This is a genomic window from Algoriphagus sediminis (assembly GCF_030403435.1).
GTDB classification, from domain to species: Bacteria; Bacteroidota; Bacteroidia; order Cytophagales; family Cyclobacteriaceae; genus Algoriphagus; species Algoriphagus sediminis.
The window spans coordinates 223,526-241,178 of the sequence record NZ_JAUEPH010000003.1 but is presented as its reverse complement, the minus strand read 5'-3'; the positions used below and the strand labels follow the sequence as shown (position 1 = coordinate 241,178).

Annotated in this window: 17 protein-coding genes; 6 read left to right on the top strand and 11 right to left on the bottom strand. The window is 41.8% G+C overall.

The window, feature by feature from the left end; genetic code table 11:
• The first annotated feature begins 166 nt into the window (after nucleotides 1–166).
• The gene (locus QVH07_RS07595; protein WP_289999563.1) at nucleotides 167–3,409 is read left to right on the top strand and encodes a WD40/YVTN/BNR-like repeat-containing protein; all 3,243 of its coding nucleotides are present in this window, start codon (nucleotides 167–169) and stop codon (nucleotides 3,407–3,409) included.
• 115 nt (nucleotides 3,410–3,524) lie between these two features.
• Here QVH07_RS07595 and QVH07_RS07590 read toward each other — a convergent pair whose 3' ends face one another.
• The 6 genes from QVH07_RS07590 to QVH07_RS07565 form a co-directional block, all read right to left on the bottom strand.
• Entirely contained in the window at nucleotides 3,525–4,850 is a 1,326-nt protein-coding gene (locus QVH07_RS07590; protein WP_289999562.1) for a BatD family protein, read from the bottom strand.
• The gene (locus tag QVH07_RS07585) at nucleotides 4,843–6,351 is read right to left on the bottom strand and encodes a VWA domain-containing protein (protein WP_289999561.1); all 1,509 of its coding nucleotides are present in this window, start codon (nucleotides 6,349–6,351) and stop codon (nucleotides 4,843–4,845) included. Before QVH07_RS07585 ends, QVH07_RS07590 begins: the two co-directional genes overlap by 8 nt.
• Nucleotides 6,352–6,481: 130 nt before the next feature.
• The gene (locus tag QVH07_RS07580; protein WP_289999560.1) at nucleotides 6,482–7,405 is read right to left on the bottom strand and encodes a VWA domain-containing protein; all 924 of its coding nucleotides are present in this window, start codon (nucleotides 7,403–7,405) and stop codon (nucleotides 6,482–6,484) included.
• A gap of 76 nt (nucleotides 7,406–7,481) precedes the next feature.
• Nucleotides 7,482–7,979 (bottom strand): DUF4381 domain-containing protein, encoded by a 498-nt coding sequence (locus QVH07_RS07575; protein ID WP_289999559.1) that lies wholly within the window; start codon nucleotides 7,977–7,979, stop codon nucleotides 7,482–7,484.
• On the bottom strand, nucleotides 7,976–8,914 hold the full coding sequence (locus QVH07_RS07570) for a DUF58 domain-containing protein (RefSeq protein WP_289999558.1): 939 nt from the start codon (nucleotides 8,912–8,914) through the stop codon (nucleotides 7,976–7,978). Before QVH07_RS07570 ends, QVH07_RS07575 begins: the two co-directional genes overlap by 4 nt.
• A gap of 3 nt (nucleotides 8,915–8,917) precedes the next feature.
• Nucleotides 8,918–9,883, bottom strand: coding sequence for an AAA family ATPase (locus tag QVH07_RS07565; protein ID WP_289999557.1), 966 nt, complete (start codon nucleotides 9,881–9,883; stop codon nucleotides 8,918–8,920).
• 172 nt (nucleotides 9,884–10,055) lie between these two features.
• On the opposite strand from QVH07_RS07565, the gene QVH07_RS07560 reads away from it, so the two are divergent.
• Complete coding sequence (locus tag QVH07_RS07560) at nucleotides 10,056–12,494, top strand: S9 family peptidase (RefSeq protein WP_289999556.1); 2,439 nt, start codon at nucleotides 10,056–10,058, stop codon at nucleotides 12,492–12,494.
• Nucleotides 12,481–12,885 (top strand): hypothetical protein, encoded by a 405-nt coding sequence (locus QVH07_RS07555; RefSeq protein ID WP_289999555.1) that lies wholly within the window; start codon nucleotides 12,481–12,483, stop codon nucleotides 12,883–12,885. The genes QVH07_RS07560 and QVH07_RS07555 overlap by 14 nt, the downstream gene beginning before the upstream one ends.
• Here QVH07_RS07555 and QVH07_RS07550 read toward each other — a convergent pair whose 3' ends face one another.
• The 4 genes from QVH07_RS07550 to QVH07_RS07535 all read right to left on the bottom strand — a co-directional run bounded on the left by QVH07_RS07550 (nucleotide 12,886) and on the right by QVH07_RS07535 (nucleotide 15,173).
• Nucleotides 12,886–13,455 carry a hypothetical protein gene (locus QVH07_RS07550; RefSeq protein ID WP_289999554.1) on the bottom strand — a complete coding sequence of 190 codons (570 nt, stop codon included), beginning with the start codon at nucleotides 13,453–13,455 and terminating at the stop codon, nucleotides 12,886–12,888. It lies immediately after the preceding gene.
• A 99-nt stretch (nucleotides 13,456–13,554) separates the two neighbouring features.
• Complete coding sequence (locus tag QVH07_RS07545) at nucleotides 13,555–14,280, bottom strand: tetratricopeptide repeat protein (protein WP_289999553.1); 726 nt, start codon at nucleotides 14,278–14,280, stop codon at nucleotides 13,555–13,557.
• Between the two features lie 43 nt (nucleotides 14,281–14,323).
• Entirely contained in the window at nucleotides 14,324–14,611 is a 288-nt protein-coding gene (locus QVH07_RS07540) for a winged helix-turn-helix domain-containing protein (protein ID WP_289999552.1), read from the bottom strand.
• Between the two features lies 1 nt (nucleotide 14,612).
• Nucleotides 14,613–15,173: a hypothetical protein gene (locus QVH07_RS07535; RefSeq protein WP_289999551.1), complete on the bottom strand. Its 561-nt coding sequence runs from the start codon at nucleotides 15,171–15,173 to the stop codon at nucleotides 14,613–14,615.
• 141 nt (nucleotides 15,174–15,314) lie between these two features.
• On the opposite strand from QVH07_RS07535, the gene QVH07_RS07530 reads away from it, so the two are divergent.
• The 3 genes from QVH07_RS07530 to QVH07_RS07520 all read left to right on the top strand — a co-directional run bounded on the left by QVH07_RS07530 (nucleotide 15,315) and on the right by QVH07_RS07520 (nucleotide 16,659).
• Nucleotides 15,315–15,767, top strand: coding sequence for a DUF1569 domain-containing protein (locus QVH07_RS07530; RefSeq protein WP_289999550.1), 453 nt, complete (start codon nucleotides 15,315–15,317; stop codon nucleotides 15,765–15,767).
• A complete protein-coding gene (locus tag QVH07_RS07525; RefSeq protein ID WP_289999549.1) occupies nucleotides 15,768–16,133 on the top strand; it encodes a VOC family protein in 366 nt (121 codons plus the stop codon). It abuts the gene before it with no gap.
• A gap of 73 nt (nucleotides 16,134–16,206) precedes the next feature.
• Nucleotides 16,207–16,659 carry a copper resistance protein NlpE gene (locus tag QVH07_RS07520; RefSeq protein WP_289999548.1) on the top strand — a complete coding sequence of 151 codons (453 nt, stop codon included), beginning with the start codon at nucleotides 16,207–16,209 and terminating at the stop codon, nucleotides 16,657–16,659.
• Here the strand turns inward: QVH07_RS07520 and QVH07_RS07515 are convergent, their stop codons facing one another.
• A complete protein-coding gene (locus QVH07_RS07515; protein ID WP_289999547.1) occupies nucleotides 16,660–17,592 on the bottom strand; it encodes a LysR substrate-binding domain-containing protein in 933 nt (310 codons plus the stop codon). It abuts the gene before it with no gap.
• Between the last annotated feature and the right edge of the window lie 61 nt (nucleotides 17,593–17,653).

The window sequence follows — 17,653 nt, the reverse complement described above, 5'->3', positions numbered from 1 at the left end:
CCCTGTAGAAATCTCTGCAGGGTTTTTTTATGTCTCCAGGAAAGCACCCAATTAGCTTTTTCAGAAAACTTACAGCCTCCGTTCCCAAAATAAACTTCCCCGTCTGAAGATTTTTTTCGATCTTAAATTTTTATCAATTACATCACTCACACCAAAAATCTATCTTATGCGTAAGTTTTACCAAATGATTTTGTGCCTTACTCTTTTATGGAGTCCCGCTTTGGCACAAAAAAATAATACAGAATCAAGTGCGGAAGGTCTGGCCGCTCAGAGCTTCTCGGCTTTCGCCTGGAGGAATATCGGGCCTGCATTTACCTCAGGCAGAATCGCCGATATAGCTATTCATCCAAATAATCGTAACGTCTGGTATGTTGGAGTGGCTTCAGGAGGTGTATGGAAGACAGAAAATGCAGGGACTACTTGGACTCCTATTTTTGATAATCAGTCTGTATTTGCGATTGGTTGCGTTACGATTGATCCAAACAACACGAACCGAATTTGGGTAGGCACGGGTGAGAACAATGGTGGCCGACATATTTCTTTTGGAGATGGAGTTTACCTCAGTGAAAATGGGGGGTCCACTTGGAAAAATATGGGCCTAAAAGATTCTCAGCACATTGGAAAAATAATTGTGCATCCTGAAAACTCAAATGTCGTTATGGTTGCCTCTCAAGGTCCGCTATGGAGTAGTGGAGGAGATCGCGGATTTTATCTCTCCGAAGATGGGGGGAAAACGTGGGAAAAAACGCTTGGAGATGAGGAATGGACGGGAGTTGGAGATGCGGTGATAGACCCTAGAAACCCAGACATTGTTTACGCTGCCACATGGCAAAGGCACAGAACCATAGCCGGATATCTAGGAGGAGGACCAAAATCAGGGGTCCATAAATCTATGGACGGAGGAAAGACCTGGACCGAGCTGACTAATGGAATTCCTGGAGGAATCAAAGGGAAGATAGGCTTGGCAATAAGTCCACAAAACCCTGACTATGTATATGCCGCCATCGAATTAATCAGGAGAACCGGTGGTGTTTTTATGTCTTCTGACCAAGGTGCTTCCTGGACCAAAATGTCTGATGCAGTGGCTGGTGCCACAGGGCCTCATTATTATCAGGAAGTCATTGCTGACCCACATAGATTTGGTGCAATTTATCTGATCGATGTACGAATGCAGGTCTCCTATGATCATGGAAAAACCTTTAATTTACTGGATACCGATGGTACCCACTCAGACAGTCACTCATTGAATTTCATTGCAAACGAGCCTGATTTTATGCTATTGGGAACAGATGGAGGAATTTATGAGACCTTAGACGGAACGAAAAACTGGAGATACATAAAAAATCTCCCGGTGACGCAGTATTACAAGGTGGCCGTTGACGATGCTGTTCCTTTCTATAATGTTTATGGAGGAACCCAGGACAATGGCTCTCATGGTGGCCCCTCCAGAACGGACGATGAAAATGGAATTCGCAACGCACACTGGTCTCGGGTTCTTGGGGGAGATGGACACCAATCTGCCGTAGAGCCTGGAAATCCAGAGATCGGATATGCTGAATCTCAACAAGGATATTTGAACAGGTTGGATCGAATTACCGGTGAAGCAGTGTACATTCAGCCTCAACCCGGGGCCAATGAAGGCGAAGAAAGGTTCAACTGGGATTCTCCTATTTTACCGAGTCAGCACGTACCTAGTACCATTTATTTTGCTTCGCAAAGAGTTTGGAAGTCAACCGATCGTGGGGATTCTTGGACCGCAATTTCAGGAGATCTTACTACCGGAAGGGATCGAATCACTGAGCCAATTATGGGTAAAAACCAAAGCTGGGATCACGCCTGGGATATGTATGCCATGTCCGAGTTCAGCACCATTTCCTCTTTAGGTGAATCTCCTATTAATCCCGATGTCCTTTACGCCGGAACAGATGATGGCTTGATCCAATATACTACTGATGGGGGGGAAACATGGAATGAAGTCCAAGTGGGTAGCATCCCTGGAGTACCGGAAAACGCATTTGTGAATGATATCAGAGCAGACCTTTTTGACGAAGCCACAGTTTATGTTGTTTTAGATAATCACAAGGAAGGAGATTTCAAGCCTTATGTAGCCAAGAGCACAAACTATGGGGCAAGCTGGTCCTTGATCACCAATGGTCTGCCGGAGCCTTTACTCACCTGGAGAATCGTTCAAGACCATGAAAAAGAAGGGCTTCTCTTTTTGGCAACCGAATTTGGAGTTTACTTTTCTATAAATGGAGGAGGAAACTGGATGGAATTAAATGGTGGACTTCCTACGATTTCATTCAGGGATATCACCATACAGCGTAGAGAAAATGACTTGGTGGGAGCTTCATTTGGCAGAGGGTTCTTCATTCTGGATGACTATAGCCCATTGAGAGAGATCTCTGAAGAAATGCTGGAAAAAGACGCTCACCTTTTCACTCCAAGAGATGGCTATTGGTATATACCACGAAATGTTGTAAGACAAATGGGAGATGATTACTGGTCAGCTCCAAACCCAGATTTTGGAGTCACTTTCTCCTATTTCCTCAAAGAAGGCATGAGCACAATGAAAGCAGACCGCCAAAAGGCAGAAAAAGAAATGGGTGACGCTTCTATTGAATTTCCCGGTTTTGATGCCATAGAGGCCGAAATGATGGAAAAAGCTCCGGAATTGCATATAGACATTTATGATTCTGAAGAGAATTTGGTGCAACGAGTGAAAGCAAAAAATGCTTCCGGAATCCACAGAATGTCTTGGGACCTTTCCATGGCAAGTCAGGGAGTTATTAATCCAGAGAGACTTCGCGCTGGAGGTTTTGGCGGAATGATGGCTTTGCCAGGTACTTATTCCGCAAAGCTGGTTTCTTTCAAAGACGGTGAAATGACTCCTATGGGAGAGCCTGTTTCCTTCGAAATAAAACCACTAAGAGAAGGAGCCCTGGAAGGAAAAAGCCTTGCTGAAATCAAATCCTTTCGGGCAGAACTTGTGGAGTTCGCGAATGAATTGACCTTAGCTGAAACTGCTTTTGAGGATGCTCAGAATCAAGTCCAGGCCATGCAAGTAGCCGTAAGCAGATCAGGAAAAACTGATGCGGCCTTGGTTAAGGATCTTCATGATGCGGAAATGGCACTAAAAACCCTGGAAAGTAAAATGAATGGGAATTTGGCGAAGCGAGAGCTACAGGACAATATGGCTCCAACAGTGACGGATAGATTATACGCCGCATATGGAGGTGCAATGGGAACATACGGTCCAACAGGCATGCAAAAAGAGGCACTTGCAGCTGGAAAGGTTGAGTTTGCCCCTCTAAAAACCGAACTAGAGCAGATGACTGGAACTACCATTCCTTCACTTGCAGCTAGAGTCAAAGCCCTTGGTGCTCCACCCATAGATGGCTTGAAATAATCAAAGAAAAACCCCGAGTTAAAAATTAGCTCGGGGGTTTTCCCTTCTAGATTAAGAATGACTTGATCATTGAGTCATCCAGAATTATTTAATACCTTCCGACCAGACATCTATGCTATGGATTGATCCAAGCCATTTTTTTCTTTTCAAAAACTCCATTTTGAATGATATTTTTTTTCGCCCTTTTTCTTGCCTCCTTCCAATCATTGGTAGTCCAATTTAAAGACATCAACTCGGTTATTTTAGTTTGGCTCTGGCTTCTATGGCCATAATTCAAAACAAAAAAGCTTAGGCTTGGCTCAGCCAAATGTAATTCATCAATCCATCGATAAAATGCCCTTTGGGCTTGAAAACCACTACCATTTTTAAGCTCATGTTGAAATTGCTTAAAGAAGAATTCTTCTGAAACTTTATACTTCTTCCTTCGGTCCTTAACGGTTATCCATAAACGAATTGCTGCCCGAAATAGGAAATAGGCCAACACCAAGACTATGCTCAAAACCAAAATGAATTGACCCAGCGGTAATCCAAAAATCAGCAATTTTTCTTCTCCGGAAGTTTCAGTATCCATGGATGCTACTTCGGTTTGTAGACTGTCTTTTACAGAGAGTAAAACCCCTAAATCTGGGTTCGGAATTACGTCTATTTCTACTGCATCCAGAGTACGCTTAAAGAGCTTTTGCTGGTAAGGGTTGTACCAAGTAAAAACCTTGGCGGGAATCAAAACTTTCCCCTCCTTCTCAAAAAGATAGCGTATGCTTTCAGATCGACTGGCGCTAATCGCTGATTTGGTTTTATCATTATTCACCTGGCTCCTGGAAGGATAAAGACTCACATTGGGAATGCTATCCCAGATTAAAGGAGGAATTAACTCAGAAACCGTACCGCCTGCATTCAGCGTGATTCTCCTTTCTAATACATCCCCAACTTTGACCTGTTTCTTATTCTGAGACCAGGTTTCTCTTACACCCAGACTATTCGCAACTAGCCATTCATTCCTATCAAACTCCGTCGGGACTGGCTTAACTTGTATTTTCCTCTCCTGAGTTTTGAGGAAGTGAGTTTTTCCTCTGAAATCCCCATCTGGAGGTGATTCCACTTCAATATCCAAGGAAGGAAATACGAAATCTGGGCTATCCTCATAAGGAAATACATTGTAAGTTAATTCAACTCCAGAAAACTGTTTCCCATTTATCGTTTTGGATTGACTGACAGGCCTGAAATAAACTGAAAAGGCCCCAGGTACAGAAATATTCCCCAAATCCACACCTCTTGTAAACCAAGTGGTAGTAAAAACTCCAATTGTTACTTCTATGGGTTCCCCGACATAGACAGAGTTTTTATTGATCTTCACTTCAGTATGGAACTGCTGAGAGCATAGCTGGAAACAAATTAAAAAACCTCCAAATGATAGAATATATTTCAATTTCCAGCTATTCATTGTTCCTGCCTTTTACTTGGCCTTGTTTCACTTGATACGCAAATTTTTTCTGTAAGAAAAGTGCCGGGTCATCATCCACTTTTCTCATTAGAACTTTTCCACCTTGATCCTCAATACGGATCCCGAGATCATCTGGTACCTCGTCTAGTTCCTTGCCGATTCGGGTATCCGTAGCCACCTCCTCTTCTTTTCTTCCATCGCTCATTTGTTCTTCAGTGGCCTCCTGCCCTCCACCTCCGAGATCTTCCATGTCTTGGTTTTCCACATTTCCATCTCCCGATGGCTTGCTGGTGGCTTCTTCAGCCTCTTCAGGACTTACTTCGGATTCTCCTGGAATCAGTTGATTAATTTCGGTTTGAGCACTTCTAGCTTGCTCCATCTCTGGGTCTATTTCAAGGGCTTTGCCAAAGGCCAGATTTGCTGCTGCATAATCTCCATTTTGGAAATAGGCCAAACCCAGATTATATGCCCCATTGGAAGTCGTATCAGACTGAAAAGCTTCTATTGCATTCTCGAAGTCGCCAGCCTTAAAAAATGCAACCCCCTTTCGCATGGGGTCACTAAAGGCCTCTGCAGCGAGGACAAATTCATTCTTATCGCTGAGGAGTTGACCTTGATAGTCCGGACTATACCATAAGTCTCCAAAACTATTTATCTCTCCGCATGAAGTGATAACAAAGACCAAAAAAACATAAATAACCCAGCCTCTTCTAAACCAGAATAGAACAATCACTGCAAGTGGAATCAGGAAAAGTAAACCCATATCTTGCCATTGTTCCTCTTGAACTTCATCCTGTTCTGAGAAAATAAGGTTTTTACTGATCCTTTGGGCAACAGCCTCGACATCACTATTATCCAAAGTCAGTCTATTTACATTTACTGATTGAAGGTTTTGAAGTTTTTCAAGAATTTGCTCTGTACCAATTTCTGTCCCAGAAAAAATAGGCAGAATTTCGACTGTATTTTTTGAGTTATTTTGAAATTCTTGAACGGCATCAAAAAAAGCCTCTGAGATATCATCAGTGAGTAGGAGCACAGTACCGGGTGCCGATGTAATAGAGGTAAGTGTATCAGAAAGTGCTAAGGCTGCTTGAAAATCAGAGCCTTCAACAGGCATAATGGAAGGAGATAATCCATCAATATGACTCAAGATCAGCTTATAATCTTTAGTAAGTGGCATGATGGTATGAGCCGTCCCAGAATATCCAATTAAAGCAGCCCTGGCTCTTGGATCTTCTTTCAAGAAATCAGTTATTTTAAATTTTGCCCGCTCCAAACGTGAAGGCTGTAAATCCCCTTCCAGCATGCTATTGGATAGTTCTAAAATGATTACAAGAGGAGTTTCAAGGTCCTGACCAGGAACTTCTATCTGCTTCCAGGTTGGGCCAGATACGGCAACAATTCCAAAGGAGATTCCAATGAACAGTAATCCTTGCATGAAATAGCTGCTCCATTCATTTCCTTTTTTGATTACATAAAATCTTAGATGGGGAGCAATCATTTTTTTCCAATCTTGCTCCTGTCTTAGAGATAAAAAGCTTATCAATAGCCAAATACTCAAAGGAATAAAAAGCCATAAAAAAATAGGTCTTAAGAAGTGAAACTGATCCCATACAATTGGAAAAACCTCGTCAGGCATAAGTATTCTCCTTTCTCTTTACAGTCATCACCAGTTGGATTAAAGAAGACAAAAGGGAACTTAATAGCAAAAGGGCTATGGACACTCCTAAAGGGTAAGGATATAGAAGTTCTACAGGTCGATTTTCCTTTTCTTCAAATTCAATAGGTTCAAGTTTGTTCAACTCCTCATTAATTTGCTCCAACATTTCCTTATCCCGAGCTAAAAAATATTGTCCATCTGTCATCTCAGCAATTTGGGTTAAGGTTTTTTCATCCAGATCACTTCCAGCATTTCCTGGTACGCCTATTCCAATCGTATAAATCTGTATCGAATCTTTCATCGCGAGCTCGGCTGCATCAAGGGGAAGAATATCAGTTCCAGAGTCCACACCATCTGTCAATAGGAGCATGACCTTGGTCTCAATTGTATCTTCCTCAAAAAGAGTTGCTCCCTTTGTGATAGCTTTTCCTACGTGGGTCATCTGTCCAGCCATGCCCACATCCGCTTCTTCCAAGAGCTCATCTACTGTCTTTAAATCTGAAGTAAATGGGGCTTGCACATAGGCATTCGTGCCGAAGAAAAGCAGTCCCATTCTATCTCCTTCCCGACTATCGATCAAACCATGAAGAACTTCTTTTACAGCATCCCAGCGCCTTACTCTTTCCCCTTCGCTCATCCAGTCTTTTTGAGCCATACTGAATGATATATCCGCTGCGATAAGGAAATTTCTTGATGTCTTTACCCTTAATTCAGGTTCTCCAACTAGCTGTGGAGATGAAAGTGCCATAAGGATAAGGATCCATGAAAGAAATAAAACTATCATTTGAACCCAACCTCTCCTCTTCACCAGTGCCCCTTTCCTTGGTCTTTCGGCTGTATAATTCACAGCTTTATCAAAGCCCGGTATTTCTAAATAGGAACTGCGAATTCTCATCGAAGGAAGTAACCAATAAATGAGAATCGGCAGGGGTAACAAGTAAAAAACCCAAAGATTAGCTATTTCAAAATTCTCAGGCATGATTCTTAATCCATTTTTTTGCTCGGTCAAATACGAGTTTTGAAAACTCCGGACCAGGCTCTTTCCCTTGGTACAGGTAATTATCCAAATCAGAAGAAATATCAACCCATTCTACCCCTCTTCCTGTTTTTTCAAGAAACCTCCACCATGAGCTTCCTGAAAGGGAACCAGCTTCTTCTCTTCCAAAACGGAAGATCGCAGCCTGCTTTAGAGTTATAAAAGCTCCTTTAAGATCACCGGAATTTTCAAAGCGATTCAGATTGTTATAGGCTTCTCTTCTGTATTTGTTCCTTTGATATTTCCTCCACTGAAAAAACCCAAGCACTAGGATCGCAAGTACTAGAACAATTCCCAAATACAGCCAGCCAGGTGCACTAAAATCAAACCTGACAGGATCAGGCTCGTAAAGAGGCTGAAGCTCCAGTCTAGCCTCAATAGCCAATGAGTCTGCTATTCTTAAAGAGTCGATATTTGATTCCTGCAATCTCATTTTCTGGATAGACCGAATTGTTCTTTAAGCTGTTCATCCACGGACCTTATCGTATCAATTTTTATTACTGGAATCCTATACTTTTTCATGCTTGCTTCAAAAGAAAGGAGTTCCTGATCATAACCCTCTTGAAAATTTTTACGAATCTGACTTGCTTTTCCCTTAATACTGATTTGTTTGGAATCATTACCTGCAATAAAGTTAGTTCTCGGTAAATCCCGCTCCAAAGGGTCACTGACTTTAGCCAGTATTACGTCATTATGCTGAGAAATCTGCGTGAGAAACTTTACTACTTTCGGAGAGTATCGCATAAAATCAGAAACAATTATGACAAGAAAATCATGTGAAACAATGTTCCTGACCTTCTGGGTAATTTCTTTTAAAGAGTCCTCAAATTTTCTATTTGCTGACCGCTGTTTCAAGGCGTGATTTCTTCTCACTATTGCCTCAAGAAACCGTAGGATATTCTTCCTATCTCTTTTGGGGTAGATGATATCGATTCCGTGATCTGTGAAAATAGCGCCTCCTACTCGATCTCCTTCTTTTAGTATTCTAAAAGCGGAAATGGCCGCAAGCTCGGCCGCCACAACCGATTTCATCCTTTTCTGTGAGCCAAAAAACATAGAGTTGGATTGGTCCACTACGATCAGGGCGGGCTTCTCCTTTTCTTCACTATATACCCTGGAATGAGTCACTTGGGTCCTGGCTGTAACTTTCCAGTCAATGTTTCTTATATCATCACCTCTTTCATAATTCCGCACCTCTTCAAAGTCCAACCCTCTTCCTCGAAGTTTTGATGCATGTTTACCGCCCAAAATGGATTTTACCCTCTGCCTATTTTTCCGAAAACTAAGGGTCTTAGCAATATGCTCCATCCTCAATAAAGCTTTAAGCGAGGTGAAAACATGCTCGTTATGGTCCTCAGAAGATTTCACCCTTTATCCGATTACAGCTACCAACTTCAATACTTCGTCTAAAGCTTGATCAGGCCTTACTCCTTCAGCATTTGCCTCATAGCTAAGAATCAAGCGGTGGCGCAAACAGTCATGAATCACGGCCCGAACATCATCAGGACTTACAAAATCCTGCCCATTCATCCAGGCATGCGTTCGAGCCGACCTGTCCAGGGCTATGGTCCCTCTTGGGCTGGCGCCAAATTCAATCCACTCATCTAATTTCTCGGAGTATTTTTTGGGATAACGCGTGGCAGAGACCAAATCGACTATATACTTTTCCACATTCTCAGAAATTTTCACCGCAGCTATCTCCTTTCTTGCCTCAAAAATAATTTCAGGAGATAGTTTTTCATGAGTGGTTTGTTTTTTAGAAGTCTGCTCCGACCGATTTAATCTAAGAATTTCCAGTTCTGAATTATCATCTGGATAATCGATCATAACATGCATTAAGAATCTATCCATTTGAGCTTCTGGTAGTGGATAAGTCCCCTCTTGCTCCACTGGGTTTTGAGTAGCCATCACCATGAAAAGGGGATCCATTTTATATGTTTTACCAGCAACTGAAACCTGTCTTTCTTCCATTGCCTCTAGAAGCGCAGATTGAACTTTGGCTGGGGCACGATTAATTTCATCTGCAAGAATCAGATTACTAAAAATAGGCCCCTCCTGAAATATGAACTTCTCTTCCAACTCAGGTTGGTAAATCTCCGTGCCTGTGATGTCTGACGGTAAAAGGTCGGGAGTAAATTGGATTCGACTTAAACCACAGTCCAACTCCTTTGCCAGGGTCTTTATCGCTCTTGTTTTTGCCAAACCTGGCAGCCCTTCAAGGAGCATATTTCCATCGGCCAGTAAAACCAGAATCAGCCTTTCACAAAGCCTATCCTGTCCAATTATCGAATTCGACATTCGCTTTTTTAACTCCTGAATCGATTCAAGTGCTGTCATAAAAATTGGTTTAGTTTAATTTTTTCTATTCTGAATTAAATTCTGAAGATAGAAAATGGAACATACATTTCAACTTTTGTGAGACCATTTCCAACAAATTGCTACCTCTTATCGAAATCTTTCATTGATCTTTCCGCATGAAATGTATTTTAGGTGTTAAATCGAAGAAATTATGTCCAGGATCATTACTAACACTCTCGCGATATTCTTTTGCTTTAGCTTAGGAATCGGAACAATCCAAGCTCAAACTTCCTATCAAACCCCTCCCAAATCAATTGTAGATTTGGTGGATACACCTCCCACTCCCAGTGTGAGCTTCACTTCTGATGGGGAATGGATGATGATCCTCTCCAGACCAGGATATGCTGGAATTGAAGATCTTTCCAGCCCTGAGTTGAGAATCGCAGGGACGAGAATCAATCCTCAAACTTCAGGCTCCAGCAGACAGGGCTACTTCAATAATATCACCTTCAAAAAGACCCGATCTGGGGAAGAAGTGGAAGTAAAAGGACTTCCTGAGTTCCCAAAACTATCCGGTTTTTCGCTTTCTCAGGATGAGAAATATCTTGCTTTCACTCAAACTTATGCCAATGGAATCAGCCTCTGGGTCGCTGACTTGAATTCTTTTGAAGCCAAACAAATCACTGACCCAATCTTAAATGGTGTGCTTGGAACTGACCTGATATGGCTTCCGGATAATACCATCGTATTTCGGGCGATAAATCCCAACCGAGGAGATTACCCTCAAAAACCAGCGGCGCCAAGTGGCCCTACCATTCAGGAAACGGATGGTGCTGCAGCGGCTACCAGAACTTATCAGGATTTGCTAAAAAACACCTATGATGAAGCGCTATTTGCTTACTTCATGGATAGCCAACTTATGAAGGCTGATCTTTCTGGTAGTGTAAAACCCATAGGTAAAGCAGGAATGATCAGAAGCCTTTCAAGCTCCCCTGACGGCGAATACCTTTTGATTCGAACTATCGAGAAGCCATTCTCTTATTTAGTTCCGGCAAGTCGTTTTCCTTATAGAGTTGAAATTTTATCTTCTTCCGATGGCTCCTTGGTAAAAACCCTGGCGGAGATTCCTTTGGACGAAGTCCGTCCTAAAGGGTTTGATGCCACGGTAGAGGGTCCTAGAAGTGTAAATTGGAGAGCGGATAAGCCGGCGACACTTTACTGGGCAGAAGCCCAGGATGGGGGAGATCCTCAAATGGAAGTGGACGAAAGAGATGTAATTTATACACTGGAAGCACCTTTTAACGGAGAAAAAAATAAAATCGCCTCTACCAAACTAAGATACAGCTATATAGACTGGTCAGATGATAATTTGGCAATTTTGAATGAACGATGGTGGTCAAGCCGACAGGAAATCAGAAGCGTAATCAATCCTTCTAATCCAAAGGAAGGTCAGCGAGTAATTATCGATCGACTTTATTCGGATATTTACAATGATCCCGGAAGCCCAATCTCCATTGAAAATGAATTTGGGCGATCAGTCCTGCTGCGGGATGGAGACAAAATCTATATGACATCGGAGGGTGGTTCCCCAGAGGGAAGTATGCCATTCTTATCTTCTTTTGACCTAAATACCGGAGAGCAGGAAATTCTTTGGAGGTCTCAGGCTCCATATTATGAGCGGATCACGAAAGTGCTTGACCTGAAAGGTGGAGAATTTATCAGTTTGAAAGAAGGCACAGAAACACAGCCAAATTATTGGTTAGTGAATACAAGGAAGCGAATGGCTCCTCGACAAATCACTGATTTCCCTGATCCATATGAAAGCATCAAGGGCGTTCAAAAAGAATTGGTCACTTACAAGAGAAAAGATGGTCTTGATCTTTCCGCTGTGATTTATACCCCAGAAGGCTATGATCCCGAGACGGACGGTCCCCTTCCTGTTTTGATGTGGGCATACCCTAGAGAATACAAATCAGCTGAAGTAGCTTCTCAGGTAAGAGGATCAAAGTATCGTTTCACCAGGTTGAGTTGGGGATCACCGATTTATTGGGTGACGAGAGGATATGCCGTAATGGATAGAACTGAAATGCCTATTGTCGGGGAAGGTGATATAGAACCAAACGATCTTTTTGTGGACCAACTAGTGGCCAATGCTGAGGCAGCTATTGACTACGTCGTCGAAAGAGGAATAGGTGATCGCGATAGGATCGGGGTAGGTGGACATTCTTATGGAGCTTTCATGACTGCCAACCTGCTTTCACATTCAGATCTCTTTGCTGCAGGAATCGCCAGATCTGGGGCTTACAATAGAACCTTGACTCCTTTTGGCTTCCAAAGAGAAGAAAGAACTTTTTGGGAAGCTCCGGAAGTGTATTTCACCATGAGCCCATTCATGCACGCACATAAAGTAAAAGAACCGATTTTATTAATTCACGGAGAGGCCGATAATAATTCGGGTACTTTCCCAATTCAATCTGAACGATACTATGCGGCCTTAAAAGGAAATGGAGGCACGGCTCGGTTAGTCTTCCTTCCAAACGAAAGTCATGGATATGCTTCCAGAGAATCTATCCTGCACACTTTATGGGAAATGGATACCTGGCTTGAAAAGTATGTGAAGAACAAAAATCAGTTGGATGAAAAGAAATAGAATGCAGTGGAAGTCGTTAAAAATTAAAACGACAGCAATGATTCACACCCAATCAATTCTCTGGATTCTACTACTTGCGCTTATGGCTATGGCCTGTTCTGAAAAGGAGCGGCCTGACCCTATGGTTCTATTCACCTTGATCATTGAAAACACCAGCACCCGAAGTGTGGATGTTTACATTAAACCTCAACTTCAGGCAGAGGAGGAATTTATCCTTAAAGGAACGGCCTTCTCAGGGGAGGAATTTCCTGTTGAAGAGTTGATAGTGAAAGAACCCTATGTGGTCCGCTTCGTGAATTCTGGACGGCCAATTTCTGAGTTTTTTCAGGAAAGGGCTATTGCAAATGTAAATTCTGAAATTGAAGAAATAAGGCTAACGGTAGAGGATTAATTAAAACCTTTTAGCCAAACCAAAGGCAAGGGAAGTGGTATCATATATATCCCAACGGAAATCCTGAGAGAGTAAGGCAAAGAATTCCCAACCGTTTCGGAATTCTGCTCCGTATTCAAGAGAAATTCTGTTTAGTCCATAAGTTTCATTACCAGCGAATTCAGCCCCTAACCCTGCACCTATTAAAAAATGCTTATTCAGTTTATAGCCGAACATAACTGCAGGAGCAACCGGGTTCTCTCTCTCAACCTCACCTTCATCTGCGCCCTCCAGAAAAATCGTTTCAAAAAGAATATCCGTGTGTAAACCTATGCCAAATCGCTCTGTGACATAATAATTAAAGTCGATGGCGAACATAGGTACATAACTGGCGATTTCTTCTCCCTCAAGATCTTTGGCTCCATAGAGGTAAGTGTGGCCTATAACGAAAGCTATGCTGTACCTTCCTTCTTCCAAGTGAAAACCTTCTTCACCTATTTCGCCTTCTATTTGATTATTTTCATGTCCTTCTTGTGCAAAAACGAAGTGGCTAGTAAGAAAGAGAAAAATCAGTACACTAAACTTTTTCATTTATCCCAGAAAATTAAAGTGACAAAGTTAGGCCATATTAAGCAAACGAAAAATGGTGAGCCCATAGAACCCACCATTTTTAAATTACAACCTCTAATTTCATTCTAAGTCCGGAAGAAGAACTTTCGTTACCCAATGAAAATCTGGTTCCATCTGCACAGCCTTTTCATAGACCCTTTTAGCTTCGTCTTTTTCACCCTTTTCTGCTAGGATTATCCCTTGCCAAGCAAGGTTATCCAAGTGCATCCAATTATTCTCATCGCCAACTTCCTGGAATTTTCTAGAACTTTTCTCAAATAACTCAAGGGACTTATCCACATCTCCACCCCACATAGCTGGAGTAAAATACTTGTTAGACGCCAGCATTTTCAACACCACTGGTGACTCCGGGTCGAGCTCCATCGCTTCATCCAAAAGCCTTGAAGACTTTGGCCCTAATGTCATGCTCTTCCAGGGACTATAGGCTATTTTATAACCATAGAGACTAGAAAGTAAGGCTTTTGCCTCTCCTGAAAACTTAGAGCTTTTTTCTAATTCTTTAAGATGGTCTTCACAGTTATCCACATAGTCATCGAAAAGGTCTTCATCCTCATCAGTCATAGTGATATTGAGCAACCCAAACTCCGTTTTTGCAAGATTTGCTAGGTTATCCACAGTTGGATCTTCCTGGTAGATTTTACTGGCCAACGCCACATTTTGCTTCCAGTTCTCCTTATCTGCATTGAGATAAGCGAGATAATTCATTCGCAATAACTCCTGAGGAGTAGTCATGGCCATGCATATCAACAAGACCGGTACAATCATAAATTTTACGTTCGTTTTCATGGTATAAATTGGTTTATATTATAAACTAAATTTTGAAAATTTTTTACTCGATGTATTTCTTTAAGTTCTCCACATAAGACTCAAAAGCCGAAACACCTTCTTGTGTAATCTTACAGGTAGTTAATGGTCTTTTGCCTCGGAAGGACTTGGTGACCTCTATATATCCTGCCTTCTCCAGTTTGTCCAACTGAACACTCAGATTACCGGCAGTGGATTGAGTCTGTCCCTTCAGGAATGTGAATTCCGCTTCATCAAGACCAATCAGCAGCGACATTACTGCCAACCTAAGCTGAGAATGTAAAAGTGGATCTAATGGACTAAATGCGCTCACCTTATCCTTTTTTAAGTGTATATCCAGGTACTAAATATCCAATGACAATCGCAATCCCTGCTACTAAATACTGTTCCGTAATTGGCATAAAGAAGGAAATTAATGCTGCCACCATGAGAAATACTCCACCAAACTTAATCAGCTTTTCCTTAACCATGGCTCCCGTTGTGAAAACTCCAATCGAGGCCAAAATTAAAATGACTGGATTCTGATAGAAGTTTAGCTGAGACATAAATGCCAGTACAATGATAATTCCAATGAAAACCATAAGCCAAAGCTGGTTCAGGACACTATCTAAATGGGTTCTTACCCCTGTTTGTCTTGGTTTTTTGAAACCATGCCAAATACTAACACCCACGACCGGAATCAACGCCGTCCAAACTACGTAAGGGGCATCGTATTCTAACTTTGCCAATATATAATGGCCAAAATTACATAGAGAAACAGCCCAGCCCCAAAGTAGCATCTGAAAACCACCATCTCCGCCCGCTGTCTTCTTTGCTTTGCTGATCATCTGTGTGATCAGCTCTAAAGACTCTTTACTTGTCAGTTCTTTTTCCATTTTTTTGTTCGTTTACTAATACCAACGGAACAAATATAAATTGGTTTACATTATAAACCTATTTATTTTAAATAATTCTGATTCTAAAATCTTCAAACGAGCCCCTTTTTTGGCTATATTGCTTCAAAAGCCCGATTTACTATGAAAAATATTTTTTCTGAAGAAGTGACGAATGAGCTCATTTCTCGTGTTGAAAGTCTTAAAATTGACACCAAGCCACATTGGGGAAAGATGTCGGTGGACCAAATGCTGGCACATGTGAACGTTGCCTATGAAATGGCATTTACAGATAAGCACCCAAAGGCAAATCCCTTTATGAGGTTCATGCTAAAGACTTTTGTGAAGAAAGGAGTGGTGGACGAAACCCCATACAAAAAGAACCTTAGGACCGCTCCTGCTTTTGTGATTCATGATTCGCGAAATTTCAAAGAAGAAAAAAAACGACTAATTGAATTCCTGAAAAAGACACTGGAACTGGGTAAAGATCATTTCGAGGGAAAGGAATCTCCCTCTTTCGGTGCTATGTCCTCACAAGAATGGAATAACCTCTTTTACAAACACCTGGATCACCACCTCACCCAATTCGGTGTTTAAATGATTACAGCAAGATCACTCAGGACCTTTCTTGGTTCTAAAAACTACCAAAGAAGCATCTCATTTTATGAAAGAATGGGGTTTGATATCAGGCCGGTAGGACCCAAAATGTCTGTTGTTAGGGTATCAAAGACTCTTTTCTTTTATTTACAGGACTATTATGTGAAAGATTGGTGCGAAAATTCTATGATTTTCCTGGAAGTAGAAGATTTAGAAATGCACTGGAAAGAAATTCAATCCAAAAACCTGCCTTCAGAATTTCCTGAGGTGAGAGTTTCACAAATTCAACATGCCGATTGGGGTTCAGAATATTTTATCCATGACCCGAGTGGAATTCTTTGGCATATCGGAATATTTAAAGAATAGGACAACAAACAAAAAATGCAATTACATCATTCTAAATTCTAATCGCTTTACTAAAAGGAGAAATTTAACAATTATGAAAAACCTTATTTGGCTATTTGGAATACTACTAGTCGCTACTGCATGCGATACCCAGACCGAAGTAAAAACTGAAACCGAGGAAGTAAGCCCCTCGACAGAACAACCAAAATATATCGGAGACAACTCCCATGTTTCTCTAGATTGGAATGGGACTTATAAAGGAACTCTACCATGTGCTGACTGCGAGGGTATTGAGACCATTTTGACTTTGAACAATGACGAAACCTACCTTCTGAAATCAATTTATCTGGGAAGGAATGATGCCTTAGAACAGGAGCTGTCAGGCCCTTTCGAGTGGGATGAGACTGGTTCCATAATCACATTAATTCATATGGGAAAAACCGAGGGTAAGTATAAAGTAGGTGAAAACCGATTGTGGTTTCTGGACCAATCTGGAGAAATTATTACAGGAGATCTAGCGGATTATTATATTCTTACAAAGCAATAATCAGCGAAACTTCACCACTTTCCCATGTGCCTTCATGGTCATTTCCTGGGGAATGGAAGCGGAAATTTCCTCATGCAGAAGTTGAACCATTTTTTGCTTTAAAAAGCTGCGATTGAGAATAATACTTACTTCACGCACGGGAGTTTCCCCGACGAAAGGCCTCAACCTATTTTTCTCCTCCACCGATAAATCAAACGTAGCCAACTCAGGAAGCAAGGTAATCCCCTTGTACCGATTCACCATATTCTTTAACCCTTCCAAAGAACCGCTTTCGTAATGGAAGTTTTGTTTACCATTAGATGAGCCATCACAGATATTCAGAGCTTGCTCTCTAAAGCAGTGGCCCTGTTGAAGGACCCAAAAGTCTTCTCTGGAATTCTTACTTGGATCAAACCGCGCACTGCGCAAAGCAGGATGACCATCCGAGATATAGGCAAAAAACTTTTCGTAAAAAACTGGCTTTTCAATGATGCCAGGTTCCGAAAGCGGGGTCACTACTATTCCCAGATCCAACTCATCATTTTTCAACTTTCCAATAATCTCCTCAGTAATCATCTCCTGAACGATCAGATTAACCTTTGGATATTTTTCCAGAAAGCCCTTAACAAAACGATGCAGTAGATATGGCGCCAAGGTGGGAATTATTCCCAGATGCACGTCACCGGAGACATCTCCTTTTAGCTGAGCAACGAGCTCATAAATACCTTTTGATTCACTGACCACTTTTTTGGCCTGCTGGATCACACGCTTACCGGTCTCAGTTGGAATCACCGGCATTTTTGATCGGTCAAAAAGAACCAGACCCAACTCCCTTTCAAGTTTGCTCAATTGAGCACTAAGCGTGGGCTGAGTAACAAAACACGCCTGAGCTGCATGCCCGAAATGCCTATGCTTATCCACTGCCAATAAGTACTCTAATTGCTGTATAGTCATGAGCTATTTTTTTCAATATGCACAATTCCCAAGGTATATAATACCATTTATCACTCTCTGG

Bases quoted from the DNA above. Each gene is read 5' to 3' on its own strand.
- QVH07_RS07575 (WP_289999559.1), bottom strand. From the start codon at position 7,979: ATGAGATTGCAGGAATCAAATATCGACTCTTTAAGAATAGCAGACTCA.
- QVH07_RS07585 (WP_289999561.1), bottom strand. From the start codon at position 6,351: ATGATTGCTCCCCATCTAAGATTTTATGTAATCAAAAAAGGAAATGAA.
- QVH07_RS07515 (WP_289999547.1), bottom strand. From the start codon at position 17,592: ATGACTATACAGCAATTAGAGTACTTATTGGCAGTGGATAAGCATAGG.
- QVH07_RS07595 (WP_289999563.1), top strand. From the start codon at position 167: ATGCGTAAGTTTTACCAAATGATTTTGTGCCTTACTCTTTTATGGAGT.
- QVH07_RS07530 (WP_289999550.1), top strand. From the start codon at position 15,315: ATGAAAAATATTTTTTCTGAAGAAGTGACGAATGAGCTCATTTCTCGT.
- QVH07_RS07550 (WP_289999554.1), bottom strand. From the start codon at position 13,455: ATGAAAAAGTTTAGTGTACTGATTTTTCTCTTTCTTACTAGCCACTTC.
- QVH07_RS07560 (WP_289999556.1), top strand. From the start codon at position 10,056: ATGTCCAGGATCATTACTAACACTCTCGCGATATTCTTTTGCTTTAGC.
- QVH07_RS07525 (WP_289999549.1), top strand. From the start codon at position 15,768: ATGATTACAGCAAGATCACTCAGGACCTTTCTTGGTTCTAAAAACTAC.
- QVH07_RS07535 (WP_289999551.1), bottom strand. From the start codon at position 15,173: ATGGAAAAAGAACTGACAAGTAAAGAGTCTTTAGAGCTGATCACACAG.
- QVH07_RS07565 (WP_289999557.1), bottom strand. From the start codon at position 9,883: ATGACAGCACTTGAATCGATTCAGGAGTTAAAAAAGCGAATGTCGAAT.
- QVH07_RS07590 (WP_289999562.1), bottom strand. From the start codon at position 4,850: ATGAATAGCTGGAAATTGAAATATATTCTATCATTTGGAGGTTTTTTA.
- QVH07_RS07545 (WP_289999553.1), bottom strand. From the start codon at position 14,280: ATGAAAACGAACGTAAAATTTATGATTGTACCGGTCTTGTTGATATGC.
- QVH07_RS07520 (WP_289999548.1), top strand. From the start codon at position 16,207: ATGAAAAACCTTATTTGGCTATTTGGAATACTACTAGTCGCTACTGCA.
- QVH07_RS07580 (WP_289999560.1), bottom strand. From the start codon at position 7,405: ATGAGAATTCGCAGTTCCTATTTAGAAATACCGGGCTTTGATAAAGCT.
- QVH07_RS07555 (WP_289999555.1), top strand. From the start codon at position 12,481: ATGAAAAGAAATAGAATGCAGTGGAAGTCGTTAAAAATTAAAACGACA.